Raw genomic sequence first — 15,711 nt, forward strand, 5'->3', positions numbered from 1 at the left:
AGAAAGAACATGGGCAGCATGCATCCCGTACAGGTGATTGCGGTGACCGGCGGCAAGGGTGGCGTCGGCAAGACTAACGTGTCAGTGAACTTGTCACTGGCCCTGGCTGAGCTCGGCCGGCGCGTCATGCTGCTGGACGCCGACCTGGGCCTGGCCAATGTCGACGTCCTGCTGGGCCTGACCCCCAAACGTACCCTGGCTGACGTCATCGAGGGCCGCTGCGAGCTGCGCGACGTGCTGCTCCAGGGCCCGGGCGGGATCCGTATCGTGCCTGCCGCCTCCGGCACCCAGAGCATGGTGCACCTGAGCCCGGCCCAGCATGCCGGCCTGATCCAGGCTTTCAGTGATATCGGCGACAACCTCGATGTGCTGGTCATCGACACCGCTGCGGGTATTGGTGACTCGGTAGTCAGTTTTGTCCGCGCGGCCCAGGAAGTTCTGCTGGTGGTCTGCGACGAACCGACCTCGATCACTGACGCCTACGCGCTGATCAAACTGCTCAATCGCGACTACGGCATGAACCGTTTCCGGGTCCTGGCCAACATGGCGCAAAGCCCGCAGGAGGGTCGCAATCTGTTCGCTAAGTTGACCAAGGTCACGGATCGCTTCCTGGACGTGGCCTTACAATACGTCGGTGCAGTTCCTTACGACGAATGCGTACGCAAGGCCGTGCAAAAGCAGCGTGCGGTCTATGAAGCCTTTCCTCGTTCGAAGTGCTCGCTGGCGTTCAAGGCCATTGCGCAAAAAGTCGATACCTGGCCGTTGCCTGCCAACCCACGTGGGCATCTGGAGTTTTTTGTCGAGCGGCTAGTGCAGCAAACAGCAGGACCGGTGCTATGACAGCCAGCGGCTACAACCTGTACAAGAAGTCGGCACGTGACAGCCAATATGAATTGATCGAGCGCTATGCGCCTCTGGTCAAGCGTATCGCCTACCACCTGCTGGCACGGCTGCCGGCCAGTGTCCAGGTCGAAGACCTGATCCAGGCCGGGATGATCGGTTTGCTCGAAGTGTCGACCAAGTACGATGCGAGCAAGGGCGCAAGTTTCGAGACTTATGCCGGGATTCGTATTCGTGGGGCGATGCTCGACGAAGTGCGCAAGGGCGATTGGGCGCCACGTTCAGTACACCGCAATACACGGATGGTGAGTGATGCCATTCGCTCAATTGAAGCTAAAACCGGTCGTGACGCTAAAGATCACGAAGTTGCGGCCGAACTTGAATTGAGCCTCGACGATTATTACGGGATTTTGAACGACACCTTGGGCAGCCGCCTGTTCAGCTTCGACGACCTTTTGCAGGACGGCGAGCATGAAGGGCTGCATGAGGATGGCGCGAGTGCTCATCTCGAGCCGTCACGCGATCTGGAAGATGAACGCTTCCAGGCGGCGCTGGCGGACGCGATTGCCAATTTGCCGGAGCGTGAGCGACTGGTCTTGGCGCTGTACTACGACGAAGAGCTGAACCTCAAGGAAATCGGTGAGGTCCTGGGGGTCAGCGAATCGCGGGTCAGCCAGTTACACAGCCAGTGCGCGGCCCGCTTGCGGGGGCGTTTGGGGGAGTGGCGAGCGCGCTGACAGGCAGTGTGGGGACACTGCGAACGGGACCGGTAAGGCGTGATGCCGCACCGGTCTTGCAGTGTGTATTCCATGCAGTCGTTGAGTGTTACGTCGTATTGATTGAATGGCGCGTTCAGGTGCTGGGCGCGTTTAAGACTGCTTGGAGGTCGAATTGGACAAGAACATGAAAATCCTCATCGTTGATGACTTCTCAACGATGCGGCGGATCATAAAAAACCTGTTGCGTGACCTGGGTTTCACCAACACGGTCGAGGCCGATGACGGTACTACCGCCATTCCGGTCCTCAACAGCGGGAGCATCGACTTTCTGGTAACGGACTGGAACATGCCTGGCATGACCGGTATCGATTTGCTGCGCCACGTGCGCGCCGACGAGAAGCTCAAGCACCTGCCGGTGCTGATGGTGACTGCCGAGGCCAAGCGTGAACAGATCATTGAAGCGGCTCAGGCCGGCGTCAATGGCTACGTAGTGAAACCATTCACGGCTCAGGCGTTGAAAGAGAAGATCGAAAAAATCTTCGAACGCATCGGTTGATGCGCGAAGACATTGCGCCACGGGGGAGCTATGGAGCATAACGAATCTTCATTGGGCGATTTTGAATCGACCCTGAAAAAACATGCCCACGAACTGGTCGAGAGCCTTGAAAAAGGCAAGTTTGGCGAGGCTGTGCAACTGATCCATGAGCTCAATCAGACCCGTGACCGCGGCCTGTATCAGGAAGTCGGCAAGCTCACCCGCGAGCTGCATAGCGCGATCGTCAATTTTCAGATTGACCCGCATATGCCGCAAGCCGAGGAAGTTTCACAGATCACGGATGCCACCGAGCGCCTGTCCTATGTGGTCAGGCTGACCGAGGCTGCGGCCAATCGCACCATGGATTTGGTGGAAAGCAGCACCCCGCTGGTCAACGGCCTGAGCAACGATGCCCAGGCCTTGAGCGCTGACTGGGGGCGCTTCATGCGTCGCGAAGTCGGGGCTGAAGAGTTTCGCGAGCTGGCACGGCGCGTCGACAGTTTCCTGACGCGTAGCGAACAGGAGACCCGGACCGTTTCCGGCCATCTCAACGACATTCTGTTGGCGCAGGATTATCAGGACCTCACGGGCCAGGTGATCAAGCGCGTGACCCAGTTGGTCACGGAAGTCGAAAGCAATCTGCTCAAACTCGTCTTGATGGCCAGCCAGGTCGACCGTTTTGCGGGCATCGAACATGACCGCGAATCGATCCTGGCTGAAAAAGATCCGCAAAAACATCTCGCCAAGGGTGAAGGTCCGCAGATTCATGCCGATAAACGTGAAGACGTTGTGTCCGGTCAGGACGATGTAGACGATTTGCTTTCCAGCCTTGGATTCTAGGAGCACCCATTAATGAGCTTCGGCGCCGATGAAGAGATCCTTCAGGATTTCCTGGTTGAGGCCGGCGAGATTCTAGAGCAACTGTCCGAACAACTGGTCGAGCTGGAAAGCCGACCGGATGATGCGGATCTGCTCAATGCAATTTTTCGCGGTTTTCACACTGTTAAAGGGGGCGCCGGCTTCCTCCAGCTCAATGAGCTGGTGGAGTGCTGCCACATCGCCGAGAACGTCTTCGACATCCTGCGCAAGGGTGAGCGTCGTGTCGACTCGGAGCTGATGGATGTGGTGCTCGAAGCGCTGGACGCGGTGAACGGCATGTTCGGCCAGGTCCGCGAACGGACCCAGGTCACGGCAGCGACTCCGGAGCTGCTCGCGGCTCTGGCGCGTCTGGCAGAGCCTGCGGCTGCGGTAGAGGTGGCAGCGGAGCCCGAAGTGGCTGAAGCGGTGGCCGAGCCGGTGGCTGAAAGCGAATCGGGCGATATCACCGATAACGAATTCGAGCTGCTGCTGGACTCGCTCAACGCCGCCAAGGCCGAAGCCGAGGCGCCTGCGGCTGCTCCGGTGGCCAGCAGCGATGCGGCCAGCGACGAAATCACCGATGCCGAGTTTGAGTCCTTGCTCGACCAGTTGCATGGCAAGGGCCAGTTCGCCCCGGATGCCGTTGCAGCGAGCGAACCTGCCGCGGCGAAAGCAGCGACGCCGGGTGCCAGCGACAGCAACGAAATTACCGATGATGAATTCGAAGCACTGCTCGATCAGTTGCATGGCAAGGGCAACTTTGCCGTGGACGCGCTCGAGTCTGCCGTCGCTTCGGTACCGGCAGCTGCCGCGCCCGTTGCGGCTGCAGCCGGCAGCGACCTGATCAGCGATCACGAATTCGAATCCCTGCTCGACGAATTGCACGGCAAGGGCAAATTTTCCGAGGTGGCGGGTGCCGGTTCTGCCGCTCCAGCCGCTGCGACCGCGGCTGCGGTGGCGGCCAAGCCTGTGGCGAAAAAGCCCGAGCCCAAGGCCGAAGCTCCCAAGGCTGCGGCTCCAGCGGCCGCTGCAGCACCTGCTCCGGCACGTGCCGCCGCAGCGCCACCGCCAGAAAAACCCGCCAGTGAAGCCGAGACCACCGTACGGGTTGATACCGCACGCCTGGACGAGATCATGAACATGGTCGGCGAACTGGTGCTGGTGCGTAACCGCCTGGTGCGCCTGGGCCTCAACAGCGGCGATGAAGCCATGCAAAAGGCCGTGTCGAACCTCGACGTGGTCACGGCTGACCTGCAGACCGCGGTGATGAAGACCCGGATGCAGCCGATCAAGAAAGTGTTCGGGCGCTTCCCGCGCCTGGTTCGCGACCTTGCGCGGCAGCTGAAGAAAGAGATCAACCTGGAGCTGGTCGGCGAAGAAACCGACCTCGACAAGAACCTGGTGGAGGCCCTGGCCGACCCGCTGGTCCACTTGGTGCGCAACGCGGTCGACCACGGTATCGAGTCACCGGAAGAGCGCGAAGCCTCGGGCAAGGCGCGCGGTGGCAAGGTGATCCTGGCCGCTGAGCAAGAGGGCGACCATATCCTGCTGTCGATCTCCGATGACGGCAAAGGCATGGACCCGAATGTGCTGCGCGCCATTGCGGTCAAGCGTGGGGTGATGGACAAGGATGCCGCTGATCGCCTGAGCGACACCGAGTGCTACAACCTGATTTTCGCCCCGGGGTTCTCGACCAAGACCGAGATCTCCGACGTCTCCGGACGCGGCGTGGGCATGGACGTGGTGAAAACCAAGATTTCCCAGCTCAACGGTTCGATCAATATTTACTCGACCAAGGGCCAGGGCTCGAAGATCGTGATCAAGGTGCCGTTGACCTTGGCGATCATGCCGACCCTGATGGTCATGCTGGGCAACCAGGCGTTTGCGTTCCCTCTGGTCAACGTCAACGAGATCTTCCACCTGGACCTGTCGCGCACCAACGTGGTCGACGGCCAGGAAGTGGTGATCGTGCGCGACAAGGCGTTGCCACTGTTTTACCTCAAGCGCTGGCTGGTCCGTTCCGCCGCTCATGAAGAGCAGCGTGAAGGCCATGTGGTGATCCTTTCGGTGGGCACCCAGCGGATCGGCTTTGTCGTCGATCAACTGGTCGGCCAGGAAGAAGTGGTCATCAAGCCATTGGGCAAGATGCTGCAAGGGACCCCGGGCATGTCCGGCGCCACCATTACCGGTGACGGCCGCATTGCACTGATCCTCGATGTTCCAAGCATGCTCAAGCGTTACGCCGCACGGCGTATTTGATTCGGGGTGGCGGGGCGATTTGCCTCGCCCCGCCTAACGGAGTGTTTATGGCAGTCAAAGTCCTGGTGGTGGACGATTCGGGGTTTTTCCGCCGCCGCGTCTCGGAAATTCTTTCAGCGGATGCGAACATCCAGGTCGTCGGTACGGCGACCAATGGCAAAGAGGCGATCGATCAGGCCCTGGCACTCAAGCCGGACGTGATCACCATGGACTACGAGATGCCGATGATGGATGGCATCACGGCGGTGCGGCACATCATGCAGCGCTGTCCGACCCCGGTATTGATGTTTTCCTCGCTGACCCATGAAGGCGCCCGGGTAACCCTCGATGCGCTGGATGCCGGTGCGGTCGACTTCCTGCCCAAGAACTTCGAAGACATCTCGCGCAATCCCGAGAAGGTCAAGCAGCTGCTGTGCGAGAAAGTCCACAGCATCTCGCGCAGTAACCGTCGTTTCAGCAGCTACAGCACTCCGGCTCCGCAGCCGGCTGCCGCCCCGGCGCCTGCGCCATCGGGTATCAGCAGCTTCGGCAGCAGCAGTGCTGCGCCGCGTCCGTCCGCACCGGCTCCTGCGCCTGCCCGGGCTCCGGCGGCCAGCGCTTCGTCGCCGGCACCGAAGCGCAAAGCCTACAAACTGGTGGCCATCGGTACCTCTACTGGCGGTCCGGTTGCCTTGCAGCGGGTCTTGACCCAGTTGCCGGCCAACTTCCCGGCACCGATCGTCTTGATCCAGCACATGCCAGCGGCCTTCACCAAGGCTTTTGCCGAGCGTCTGGACAAGCTGTGCCGGATCAGCGTCAAGGAAGCCGAGGATGGCGACATCCTGCGTCCGGGCCTGGCCCTGCTGGCACCCGGTGGCAAGCAGATGATGATCGACGGCCGCGGCGCGGTGAAAATCCTCCCCGGCGACGAGCGTCTGAACTACAAGCCTTGCGTGGATATCACCTTCGGTTCGGCGGCCAAGTCCTACGGTGACAAAGTTCTGGCGGTGGTGCTCACCGGCATGGGCGCCGACGGTCGCGAAGGCGCACGCCTGCTCAAGCAGGGCGGCAGCGCGATCTGGGCCCAGGATGAAGCCAGCTGCGTGATCTACGGCATGCCAATGGCCATCGTCAAAGCCGACCTCGCAGACGCGGTGTACGGCTTGGACGACATCGGCAGGCATCTGGTCGAGGCCTGTATCTGATGGATGTCTTGAGCCTTATCGGGATCATCATGGCGTTTGTCGCCATCATTGGCGGCAATTACCTGGAAGGTGGTCACCTGTCGGCCCTGGCCAACGGTCCGGCGGCGCTGATTGTGCTGGGTGGCACCATCGGTGCGGCCTTGCTGCAGTCGCCGATGAGCGCATTCAAGCGTGCCGTGCAGATTCTGGGCTGGATCCTCTTCCCGCCCCGGGTCGATCTGCCCGGCGGCATCGATCGGGTCGTCAACTGGAGCCTGACCGCGCGCAAGGAGGGCCTGCTGGGCCTGGAAGGCGTCGCCGATGCCGAGCCCGATGCTTATTCGCGCAAGGGCCTGCAACTGCTGGTGGACGGCGCCGAGCCGGAAGCCATCCGCAGCATCCTGGAGGTGGACTTCTACACCCAGGAAAGCCGCGACATCGAAGCGGCCAAAGTCTTTGAAAGCATGGGCGGCTATGCGCCGACCATCGGCATCATCGGTGCGGTGATGGGCCTGATCCACGTGATGGGCAACCTCGCCGATCCGTCCCAGCTCGGCAGCGGCATTGCCGTGGCCTTTGTCGCCACCATCTACGGCGTGGCCAGTGCCAACCTGGTGCTGCTGCCGGTGGCGGCCAAGCTCAAGTCGATTGCCTTGCGGCAGTCGCGTTATCGCGAAATGTTGCTGGAAGGGATCCTGTCGATTGCCGAAGGTGAGAACCCTCGTTCCATCGAGTTGAAGCTGCAAGGCTTCATGGATTGATGGGAGGAATGGAGCATGGCCCGTCGCCGCAAGCCTGAAGAACACGTCAACCACGAACGCTGGCTGGTGTCCTACGCCGACTTCATCACCTTGCTGTTCGCGTTTTTCGTGGTCATGTACTCGATCTCGTCGATCAACGAAGGCAAGTACAAGGTGATTTCCGAAGCGCTGGTCGGCGTATTCACCGACTCCGACCGGGCCCTCAAGCCGATTCCCATCGGCGATGAGCGGCCCAAGACCGTGACCCCGGCCAAGCCGCTGGTCAAGGACAGCGACGAGACCGATGCCGGTATTTCCGGGGGCAGCGACCCGCTCAAGAGCATCGCCGACGATATCAGCGCAGCCTTTGGCGACCTGATCAGCTCCAACCAGATGACCGTGCGCGGCAATGAGTTGTGGGTCGAGATCGAACTCAATTCCAGCCTGTTGTTCGGCAGCGGCGACGCCATGCCCAGCGACCTGGCGTTCAACATCATCGACAAGGTGGCGGCGATTCTGAAGCCGTTCGACAACCCGATCCACGTCGAAGGTTTTACCGATAACCAGCCGATTCAGACCGCCCAATACCCGACCAACTGGGAGCTGTCCTCGGCCCGTTCGGCGAGTATCGTGCGCATGCTGGCCATGCAGGGGGTCAACCCCGCACGCATGGCATCGGTCGGCTATGGTGAGTTCCAGCCGGTGGCCAACAATGCCACCGCCGAAGGCCGGGCGCGCAATCGCCGGGTGGTGCTGGTGGTATCGCGCAACCTCGATGTACGGCGCAGCCTGACCGGTACCGGCACCGCCAATGCGACGCCCGATGCCGCATTGAAGCGGGCTGGCACACAAACTGCACCAACCCAGGTCAAGACGCCGGTACGACAGAGCGCCGTCAATTCTCCGTCACCCGCTTTATAACTAGTGCTATTTCTCGGCCGGTCTTCTGGCTTGTCGAGAGGAACAATCCGAATGAGAGTCTGGGCAGTCGCCAATCAAAAGGGTGGTGTCGGTAAAACCACCAGTTCCATCGCTTTAGCCGGCTTGCTGGCCGAGGCGGGCAAGCGCGTGGTCGTGGTTGACCTCGACCCCCACGGCTCGATGACCAGTTACTTCGGTTACGACCCCGACACCCTGGAGCACAGCAGCTACGACCTGTTCCTGCACCGGGGCAGCGTGCCCCAGGATCTGCCGGGCCAGCTCCTGCTGCCCACCAGCGATGAACGTATTTCCCTGCTGCCATCGAGCACCGCGCTGGCGACCCTTGAGCGCCAGTCGCCGGGGCAGAGCGGCCTGGGCCTGGTGATTGCCAAGAGCCTGGCGCAGCTGTGGCAGGATTTTGATTACGCCGTGATCGACAGCCCGCCGCTGCTCGGGGTGTTGATGGTCAATGCCCTGGCGGCCAGCCAGCAGTTGGTGATCCCGGTGCAGACCGAGCATCTGGCGGTCAAGGGCCTGGAACGCATGGTCAATACCCTGGCGATGATCAATCGTTCGCGCAAGCAGGCGCTGCCATTCACCATCGTGCCGACCCTGTTCGACCGTCGTACCCAGGCTTCCCTGGGCACTCTGCGGGTATTGCGTGACAAGTTTCCCGACGACATCTGGCAGGGCTACATCCCGGTCGATACCCGCCTGCGCGATGCCAGCCGGGCCGGCCTGACGCCTTCGCAGTTCGACGGCAAGAGCCGTGGCGTCCTGGCCTATCGGGCGCTGCTCAAGCACCTGCTGGCGCAACAGCTTGTCGCGCAGGTGGCCTGACGTGCGTCTTCATTCAAGCCGGACCCCGATCTTGCCGATAACCCCTACAGGTCACTGTGTCGGGGTCGCTCCATGGGCATTCATATGAACCGTCCTCTGGACATAAAAAGCCGACCGCAACTGGCGCTGCAGTCCTATCTGGACGCGCTGTTGCAGGACGCGACCGAAGAAGAAGCGGCACCGCTGGCGCCCCCTGTGGCCGTGATCGAAGAGCCCGTCGCGGAGTTGGACGAGTTCCAGCTGGCGGTGCTCGAAGAGCAGGCCCATGACGCCAAGGTGATCAAGGCCGCGCCGCCGGTGGCGCGTACCGAAGTTCAGGTCAAGGCGGCTCCTGTGGTGGCGCCTGTGCTGGACGCGCCAGCGCCGGTCCTGCCGTCGATTTCACCGGTCGCGCCGATGCTCCAGGCATTGGTGGCGCCGGTGGTCGAAGTGCATTTGCCGCCCAGCAATACGCCGCCACCCGTGGTGGGTGACGACCGCCCCAGCTGGGCCGCCGAGCCGTTCGAATGCCTGCTGTTCGACGTTGCCGGTTTGACCCTGGCAGTGCCGCTGGTGTGCCTGGGTTCGATCTACTCCCTGGCTGGCCAGGAGTTGACGCCGCTGTTCGGCCAGCCGGAATGGTTCCTGGGCATCCTGCCGAGCCAGGCTGGCAACCTGAAGGTGCTGGACACTGCGCGTTGGGTGATGCCTGATCGCTATCGCGATGATTTCCGCCAGGGCCTGCAATACGTGATCTCGGTGCAGGGCTACGAGTGGGGGCTGGCGGTGCATCAAGTCAGCCGCTCGTTGCGCCTGGACCCCAATGAAATCAAATGGCGCAGCCATCGCGGCCAACGTCCGTGGCTGGCCGGTACGGTGATCGAGCACATGTGTGCCTTGCTCGACGTCGCCGCATTGGCAGAACTGATCGCCAGCGGCGGCGCCAAGCAGATGGCCTTCAACAAACCGGCCAACAAGCCGACATAGACAAATAACAGGCGGCGCCGGTGGCGTTGCCCGATAGAACACACACCGTTTTCAACGGTTTTTTGAGGGGTCAGGGGTATGAATAAGTCGTCGTCTGCACAGAGTTCCGAAGATCCGATCCTGCAATGGGTAACCTTCAAGCTGGATAACGAGTCCTACGGCATCAATGTGATGCGCGTCCAGGAAGTCCTGCGCTACACCGAAATCGCCCCTGTGCCGGGTGCGCCGAGCTATGTGCTGGGCATCATCAACCTGCGCGGCAATGTGGTCACCGTGATCGACACCCGCCAGCGCTTCGGCCTGGTGCCGACCGAGGTCAACGACAACACCCGTATCGTCATCATCGAAGCTGACAAGCAAGTGGTCGGGATCATGGTCGACAGCGTGGCGGAAGTGGTTTATCTGCGTCAGTCGGAAGTCGAAACCGCACCTAACGTCGGTAACGAAGAGTCGGCCAAGTTCATCCAGGGCGTGTGCAACAAGAACGGCGAACTGCTGATTCTGGTTGAGCTGGACAAGATGATGAGCGAAGAAGAATGGTCGGAACTGGAGAGTATCTGATTGATTCTTGAGGTTGCAGTGATTGTCCTGGCCATCCTCTGGATAGCCTCTGTGGCGCTGTTTGTGTCCTATACCCGCAACCAGCGGCAGATTGCCGCGCAGCAGGCCGAGGGCGATGCGCTGCGAGACCAGCGCATCAAGGAACTCTCCCGGCGCGTCGACAATTACCAGAACGGTACGGTGCGCATGGGCGAAGACTTGCACGAGTTGCGCGCCGTGGTCGGGCCGCTGCCGGACAAACTGGCGCAGCTGGAGCAGCGTGATCCTTCCAGCCTGTCGTTTGCCCAGGCCGCGCGCCTGGTGGGCATGGGGGCCAGCGTCGATGAGCTGACCCAGTCCTGCGGCCTGACCCAGGCCGAAGCCGAGCTGATGAGCAAGTTGCATAAAAACTAGCTGCAAGCCGCAAGCTGCCAGTTTTTAGCTTGAAGCTTGTGGCTTACAGCTGGCGGCTGCTGTCCGGTGTTACATCCTTCTCCTGCGCCACCGCATCCGGATCATGCCCCGCCGGGAACTTGCCCTTGAGGTTCCAGGCGAAGGCAATGATCTCGGCGATGGTCCGATACAACTCCTCGGGGATACTGTCCCCCAACTCCATCCGTGCCAGCAGCTTCACCAACTCGGCGTTTTCGTAGATCGGCACTTCATAGTCGCGGGCGATTTTCAGGATCGCTTCGGCCAGGGCATCGTCACCTTTGGCGGTCAGGGTCGGGGCTTGCCGGCCGTCGTACTTGAGGGCGATGGCTTGGCGGGGAGTGTTGGGGTTTTTCATGCGGTTTCGTCGACCCAGCGTTGTTCCAATCGGGTTTTCGTGCCCTGGGGCGGGGTGCCGAGGTGGCAATCCAGATCGCCCACCGTCAGGCCTGAAGCCAGCAGGCGCTCGCGCAGGCTGCCCAGGTGGCTCTCGATCAAGCTCGCGGTATAGGCCCGTTCAGCCCACAGCTGGCTGGATAGCCGGCCCTGAATCAATTGCGCCTGCACGTGCAGCGGCCCCAATGGCTCAAGATCGAACGCCAGTTCGACCCGCCACAGTGCCTGCTTGGGTTCGCGTTCTTCGCGTTTTTCGTTGGGTTCCGGCTCTACGGGCTCTTCGCGCTGGAACTTGACCTGCAACGGCACGATGTCTTGCAGGGTGCGCATGGGGATTTCCAGTTGCCAGGTGGTTTGCAGGCGTCCGTCATCGGTCAGGCCGGTTTGCTCCAGGCTGGACAGTTGATGGCTTTGCAGGCGCGACACGGCTGCCGCGGCCAGGCGCAACAGGTGTTCCAGGTCGCCTTCGCCCTCCAGGCTCTGCAGCAGCCGCGAGGGCAGGGGGAAGCCGCCTGGCTGGGGCTTGGCGCTGACTTGACCGAGGGTGCCCAGGGCGCTGCGCACAAAGCTCGGCAGGACCTGGGCCAGGGTGTTGGCGGCAATGATCGCGTTGAAGTTGCTGCCGGTGGGGAGCGCCGGGGCCAGTTGCGCGATCAGGCGCAGCAGGTTGCCCTTGAGGTCCGGGGGCTGGACCGGGTTGTCCCCGGCCAGCAGCTTGGCTTCCAGGAACATGCCGCTATTGGCCAGCGCCAGTGCCAGGCCCTTGGGATTGCTCAGTTGTTGCAGGTCGGGGAGCCCGGCCAGGAGTTTGTCCACGGCCAGGCGCAGGTCATTGGAGGTGGCATCGTCGGCCGGCAGATTCTGCAGGGCGCTGAGCAGCCCGGTCAGCGAGGCCTGGCGGCTTTGCTGGGTGCTCAGTTGCTGGGCGATTGCCAATTGCTCCTGGCGTCCGCTCAGGGGCACGAAATTCAACGTCTGGGCATCCTGGACCATGGCGCTCAACAGGCTGCCGATGCGCAGCGGCTGAGGGCTGTCGATGCTCAGGGTGCTGCCGCTCAGGGCGGTGTTGAGCAGGCTCACCAGGGAGCGGTAGACCGCCGGTTGGCCGGCGGCCTGGGGCAGCACCTGGCTGGTCAGGACCTTGCCTTGCAGCAGGGTGCCGACCGGCAGTTGCGCGGTATCGAGGCGGGTCAGGGTGGCGACGCTGGACGCCAGGGCCTGCTGCACGCTGATCGCCAGGTTGCCGGCGGACGGCTGGCTGATGGCAAGGCTGGTGCCCTGGGGCAATGGCTGGTTGCTGGTGGCCTGAATCGTGGTCTGCTTGCCGCTGTCGAGGGTGACCTTGAGCAACAGCTCGAAGGTCTGGTCCGCCTGCTTAAGTGACAGGACTTCGGCGCGGGCAGTCTGGCCGGCGGCGATCAGGCCTTCCATGGGCTGCAACAGCTTGAGCAGCTCACTGCCGACACCGGGCGCGCGCGTGGCGGAGGGCGTCGCCTGGGGCAGCGGGAGGATGTTGATTTCACCTGACATCTGGACACAACCTGAGGAAATTAGCCCTCTTTAGAGTAGGGCATCACATGTATAATGCCGCCCGTCTTTGGATGCGCGGTAAAAACATGGCAAATGTTTGACGCAGCTCTCTAGAACCGGCTGCCAATGCATTTATTCTGCACCTCTTTAACGGCCGCTCGACAGCCGACTTGAACCGTAAAGGCCTGCTATCTCTTGACCAGCCCTCTTCTAGAAGCCGTCGCCCTTGCCTGTGAGCGAGACTTGCGTCTGCTGTTTGAAAACCTCGAATTGCGTGTGCAGGCGGGCGACATGCTGCAGATCAGCGGCCCCAATGGCAGTGGCAAGACCAGCCTGCTGCGCTTGCTGGCCGGGCTGATGCAGCCCACCGACGGCAAGGTGCTGCTCAATGGCCAGCCATTGGCCTCCCAGCGCATCGAACTGGCGCGCAATCTGTTGTGGATCGGCCATGCCGCCGGGATCAAGGATGTGCTGAGCCCGGAAGAGAACCTCTCCTGGCTCTGTGCCCTGCACCAACCGGCGCGGCGCGAGGCCATCTGGCAGGCGCTGGCGGCGGTCGGGCTGCGAGGCTTCGAGGATGTGCCGTGCCACACCTTGTCGGCCGGTCAGCAGCGCCGCGTGGCCCTGGCCCGTTTGTACCTCGACGGGCCGCCGCTGTGGGTGCTCGATGAACCTTTCACCGCCCTCGACAAACAGGGCGTGGCCCAACTTGAAGAACACCTGGCCGGGCATTGCGAGCGTGGCGGCATGGTGGTCCTGACCACTCACCATACGTTGGCGCGGGTACCGGCCGGTTATCGCGACATCGACCTGGGGCAGTGGGCGGTATGAGTGTGTTTGCGCTATTGGTGGCCCGCGAGGCCCGTCTGTTGTTTCGCCGTCCGGCGGAGTTGGCCAACCCGTTGGTGTTCTTCGCCATCGTTGTCGCATTATTCCCATTGGCGGTAGGACCTGAGTCTCAATTGTTGCAAACCTTGTCTCCGGGACTGGTCTGGGTCGCGGCACTTTTGTCAGTCCTGCTCTCGCTGGACGGGCTGTTTCGCAGTGATTTCGAGGACGGATCCCTGGAGCAGTGGGTCCTTTCGTCGCACCCCCTGGCTCTTCTGGTATTGGCCAAGGTGCTGGCACACTGGGCGTTTTCCGGCCTGGCACTGGTATTGCTTGCGCCCCTGTTGGCCTTGATGCTCGGATTGCCTACGGCGGCCATTCCGGTGCTGCTGTTGTCATTGCTGCTCGGCACCCCGGTACTGAGCCTGCTCGGCGCAGTGGGCGCTGCGCTGACAGTGGGGTTGAAACGCGGCGGGCTGTTGCTGGCGCTGCTGATTCTGCCCCTGTACATCCCGGTACTGATTCTCGGCAGCGGCGCCTTGCAGGCGGCGTTGCAGGGCATGCCGGCAACCGGTTTTCTGCTGTGGCTTGGGAGCCTGACCGCCCTTGCAGTAACCCTGACACCCTTTGCAATAGCGGCTGGCCTGAAGATCAGCGTCGGCGAATAATAATGCGGTCTGATCGTTTTTTGATCACTTCTTGGTACAAGAACAGACCCTGACTTTTCGTGATAACGAAGAGCAACCGTGATGGAAACAGTATGAACTGGACCTGGTTTCATAAGCTCGGCTCACCCAAATGGTTTTATGGCATCAGTGGCAAGCTGCTGCCCTGGCTGAGCGTCGCCGCCTTGTTGCTGATCGGTATCGGCGTGGTCTGGGGCCTGGTCTTCGCGCCGCCGGATTACCAGCAAGGCAACAGCTTTCGGATCATCTATATCCATGTGCCGATGGCGATGCTGGCCCAGTCCTGCTACGTGATGCTGGCGGTGTGCGGGGTGGTCAGCCTGGTATGGAAGATGAAACTGGCCGATGTCGCCCTGCAGTGCGCGGCGCCCATCGGGCATTCGATGACCGTGATTGCGCTGTTGACCGGGGCGATCTGGGGCAAGCCGACCTGGGGCTCGTGGTGGGTCTGGGATGCACGACTGACGTCGATGCTTATCCTCCTGTTTCTGTACGCAGGTCTTATTGCGCTGAACCAGGCCATCAGCAATCGTGAGAGCGCCGCCAAGGCCTGCGCGGTGCTGGCCGTCGTCGGGGTGATCAACATCCCGATCATCAAATACTCGGTGGAGTGGTGGAACACCCTGCACCAGGGCGCGACCTTCACCCTGACCGAACGCCCGGCGATGCCTGCCGAGATGTGGCTGCCGCTGCTGCTGACGGTGCTGGGTTTCTATTGCCTGTTCGGCGTGCTGCTGCTGTTGCGCATGCGCCTTGAGGTGCTCAAGCGTGAAGCCCGGACCAGCTGGGTCAAGGCCGAAATCCAACGCAGCCTGGAGGTGGCGCCATGAGTTTTGCATCCTTCGACGATTTTCTCGCCATGGGCCATCACGGCCTGTATGTCTGGTCGGCCTATGGCATTTGCCTGGTGATCCTGGCTCAGGAACTGGCGGTGCCGATCGTGGCCCGCAAGCGTTATCTGCAACAAGAGGCGCGTCGTTTGCGCCGGGAGAACGGCAAGTGAATCCGCTGCGTAAAAAGCGTCTTTTGATCATCCTGGCGATCCTGGCCGGTATTGGCATTGCCGTGGGCCTGGCCCTCAGCGCGCTGAAGGAAAACATCAACCTGTTCTACACCCCGACCCAGATCGCCAATGGCGAGGCGCCCCTGGACACGCGGATTCGCGCCGGCGGCATGGTCGAGCAGGGTTCGCTGCAACGCTCTGGCGATTCGCTGGACGTACGCTTTGTGGTCACCGACTTCAACAAGTCCGTGACTATCTCCTACCGCGGCATCCTCCCGGATCTGTTTCGCGAAGGGCAGGGCATCGTTGCCCTGGGCAAGCTCAATGCCGAGGGCGTGGTGGTGGCCGATGAAGTACTGGCCAAGCACGACGAGAAGTACATGCCCCCCGAGGTGACCAAGGCCCTGAAAGACAGCGGCCAATCGGCACCGACACCCGCGAAGGAGGGTTAACCC

Annotated in this window: 19 protein-coding genes; 17 read left to right on the top strand and 2 right to left on the bottom strand. The window is 61.8% G+C overall.

Annotation, left to right across the window (positions count from 1 at the left end; translation table 11 throughout):
- Window positions 1–9 precede the first annotated feature (9 nt).
- The 12 genes from fleN (at window position 10) to MF4836_RS15480 (ending at window position 10,795) form a co-directional block, all read left to right on the top strand.
- Window positions 10–840, top strand: a complete 831-nt coding sequence (gene fleN / locus MF4836_RS15425; RefSeq protein ID WP_020299275.1) for a flagellar synthesis regulator FleN — start codon at window positions 10–12, stop codon at window positions 838–840.
- Complete coding sequence (gene fliA / locus MF4836_RS15430) at window positions 837–1,577, top strand: RNA polymerase sigma factor FliA (protein ID WP_020299274.1); 741 nt, start codon at window positions 837–839, stop codon at window positions 1,575–1,577. The genes fleN and fliA overlap by 4 nt, the downstream gene beginning before the upstream one ends.
- A 166-nt stretch (window positions 1,578–1,743) precedes the next feature.
- Window positions 1,744–2,115 carry a chemotaxis response regulator CheY gene (locus MF4836_RS15435; RefSeq protein WP_003183998.1) on the top strand — a complete coding sequence of 124 codons (372 nt, stop codon included), beginning with the start codon at window positions 1,744–1,746 and terminating at the stop codon, window positions 2,113–2,115.
- Window positions 2,116–2,145: 30 nt separating this feature from the next.
- Window positions 2,146–2,934: a protein phosphatase CheZ gene (locus MF4836_RS15440; RefSeq protein ID WP_020299273.1), complete on the top strand. Its 789-nt coding sequence runs from the start codon at window positions 2,146–2,148 to the stop codon at window positions 2,932–2,934.
- A gap of 12 nt (window positions 2,935–2,946) precedes the next feature.
- Window positions 2,947–5,211 carry a chemotaxis protein CheA gene (locus MF4836_RS15445; protein WP_078470994.1) on the top strand — a complete coding sequence of 755 codons (2,265 nt, stop codon included), beginning with the start codon at window positions 2,947–2,949 and terminating at the stop codon, window positions 5,209–5,211.
- Between the two features lie 47 nt (window positions 5,212–5,258).
- Window positions 5,259–6,395, top strand: coding sequence for a protein-glutamate methylesterase/protein-glutamine glutaminase (locus tag MF4836_RS15450; RefSeq protein ID WP_020299271.1), 1,137 nt, complete (start codon window positions 5,259–5,261; stop codon window positions 6,393–6,395).
- The gene (locus tag MF4836_RS15455) at window positions 6,395–7,135 is read left to right on the top strand and encodes a flagellar motor protein (RefSeq protein WP_020299270.1); all 741 of its coding nucleotides are present in this window, start codon (window positions 6,395–6,397) and stop codon (window positions 7,133–7,135) included. Before MF4836_RS15450 ends, MF4836_RS15455 begins: the two co-directional genes overlap by 1 nt.
- A 15-nt stretch (window positions 7,136–7,150) precedes the next feature.
- Entirely contained in the window at window positions 7,151–8,035 is an 885-nt protein-coding gene (gene motD, locus MF4836_RS15460; RefSeq protein WP_078470995.1) for a flagellar motor protein MotD, read from the top strand.
- 51 nt (window positions 8,036–8,086) lie between these two features.
- Window positions 8,087–8,875: a ParA family protein gene (locus MF4836_RS15465; protein WP_020299268.1), complete on the top strand. Its 789-nt coding sequence runs from the start codon at window positions 8,087–8,089 to the stop codon at window positions 8,873–8,875.
- A gap of 84 nt (window positions 8,876–8,959) precedes the next feature.
- The gene (locus MF4836_RS15470; RefSeq protein WP_078470996.1) at window positions 8,960–9,841 is read left to right on the top strand and encodes a CheW domain-containing protein; all 882 of its coding nucleotides are present in this window, start codon (window positions 8,960–8,962) and stop codon (window positions 9,839–9,841) included.
- Between the two features lie 78 nt (window positions 9,842–9,919).
- On the top strand, window positions 9,920–10,402 hold the full coding sequence (locus MF4836_RS15475; protein ID WP_007922496.1) for a chemotaxis protein CheW: 483 nt from the start codon (window positions 9,920–9,922) through the stop codon (window positions 10,400–10,402).
- A complete protein-coding gene (locus MF4836_RS15480) occupies window positions 10,403–10,795 on the top strand; it encodes a DUF2802 domain-containing protein (RefSeq protein WP_020299266.1) in 393 nt (130 codons plus the stop codon). It abuts the gene before it with no gap.
- A 43-nt stretch (window positions 10,796–10,838) separates the two neighbouring features.
- Here the strand turns inward: MF4836_RS15480 and MF4836_RS15485 are convergent, their stop codons facing one another.
- Entirely contained in the window at window positions 10,839–11,171 is a 333-nt protein-coding gene (locus tag MF4836_RS15485) for an EscU/YscU/HrcU family type III secretion system export apparatus switch protein (protein WP_078470997.1), read from the bottom strand.
- The gene (gene fliK / locus MF4836_RS15490) at window positions 11,168–12,739 is read right to left on the bottom strand and encodes a flagellar hook-length control protein FliK (RefSeq protein WP_078470998.1); all 1,572 of its coding nucleotides are present in this window, start codon (window positions 12,737–12,739) and stop codon (window positions 11,168–11,170) included. Before fliK ends, MF4836_RS15485 begins: the two co-directional genes overlap by 4 nt.
- A 195-nt stretch (window positions 12,740–12,934) precedes the next feature.
- On the opposite strand from fliK, the gene ccmA reads away from it, so the two are divergent.
- From ccmA to ccmE, 5 genes are all read left to right on the top strand, one after another.
- Entirely contained in the window at window positions 12,935–13,570 is a 636-nt protein-coding gene (ccmA, locus tag MF4836_RS15495; protein WP_078470999.1) for a cytochrome c biogenesis heme-transporting ATPase CcmA, read from the top strand.
- Window positions 13,567–14,235 carry a heme exporter protein CcmB gene (gene ccmB / locus MF4836_RS15500; protein WP_078471000.1) on the top strand — a complete coding sequence of 223 codons (669 nt, stop codon included), beginning with the start codon at window positions 13,567–13,569 and terminating at the stop codon, window positions 14,233–14,235. Before ccmA ends, ccmB begins: the two co-directional genes overlap by 4 nt.
- Before the next feature lie 92 nt (window positions 14,236–14,327).
- The gene (locus MF4836_RS15505) at window positions 14,328–15,083 is read left to right on the top strand and encodes a heme ABC transporter permease (RefSeq protein ID WP_078471001.1); all 756 of its coding nucleotides are present in this window, start codon (window positions 14,328–14,330) and stop codon (window positions 15,081–15,083) included.
- Window positions 15,080–15,256 carry a heme exporter protein CcmD gene (gene ccmD, locus MF4836_RS15510; protein WP_020299260.1) on the top strand — a complete coding sequence of 59 codons (177 nt, stop codon included), beginning with the start codon at window positions 15,080–15,082 and terminating at the stop codon, window positions 15,254–15,256. Before MF4836_RS15505 ends, ccmD begins: the two co-directional genes overlap by 4 nt.
- Window positions 15,253–15,708: a cytochrome c maturation protein CcmE gene (gene ccmE / locus MF4836_RS15515; protein WP_020299259.1), complete on the top strand. Its 456-nt coding sequence runs from the start codon at window positions 15,253–15,255 to the stop codon at window positions 15,706–15,708. Before ccmD ends, ccmE begins: the two co-directional genes overlap by 4 nt.
- The last annotated feature ends 3 nt before the right edge of the window (window positions 15,709–15,711 follow it).

Source organism: Pseudomonas sp. MF4836 (assembly GCF_002018875.1).
GTDB lineage: Bacteria > Pseudomonadota > Gammaproteobacteria > Pseudomonadales > Pseudomonadaceae > Aquipseudomonas.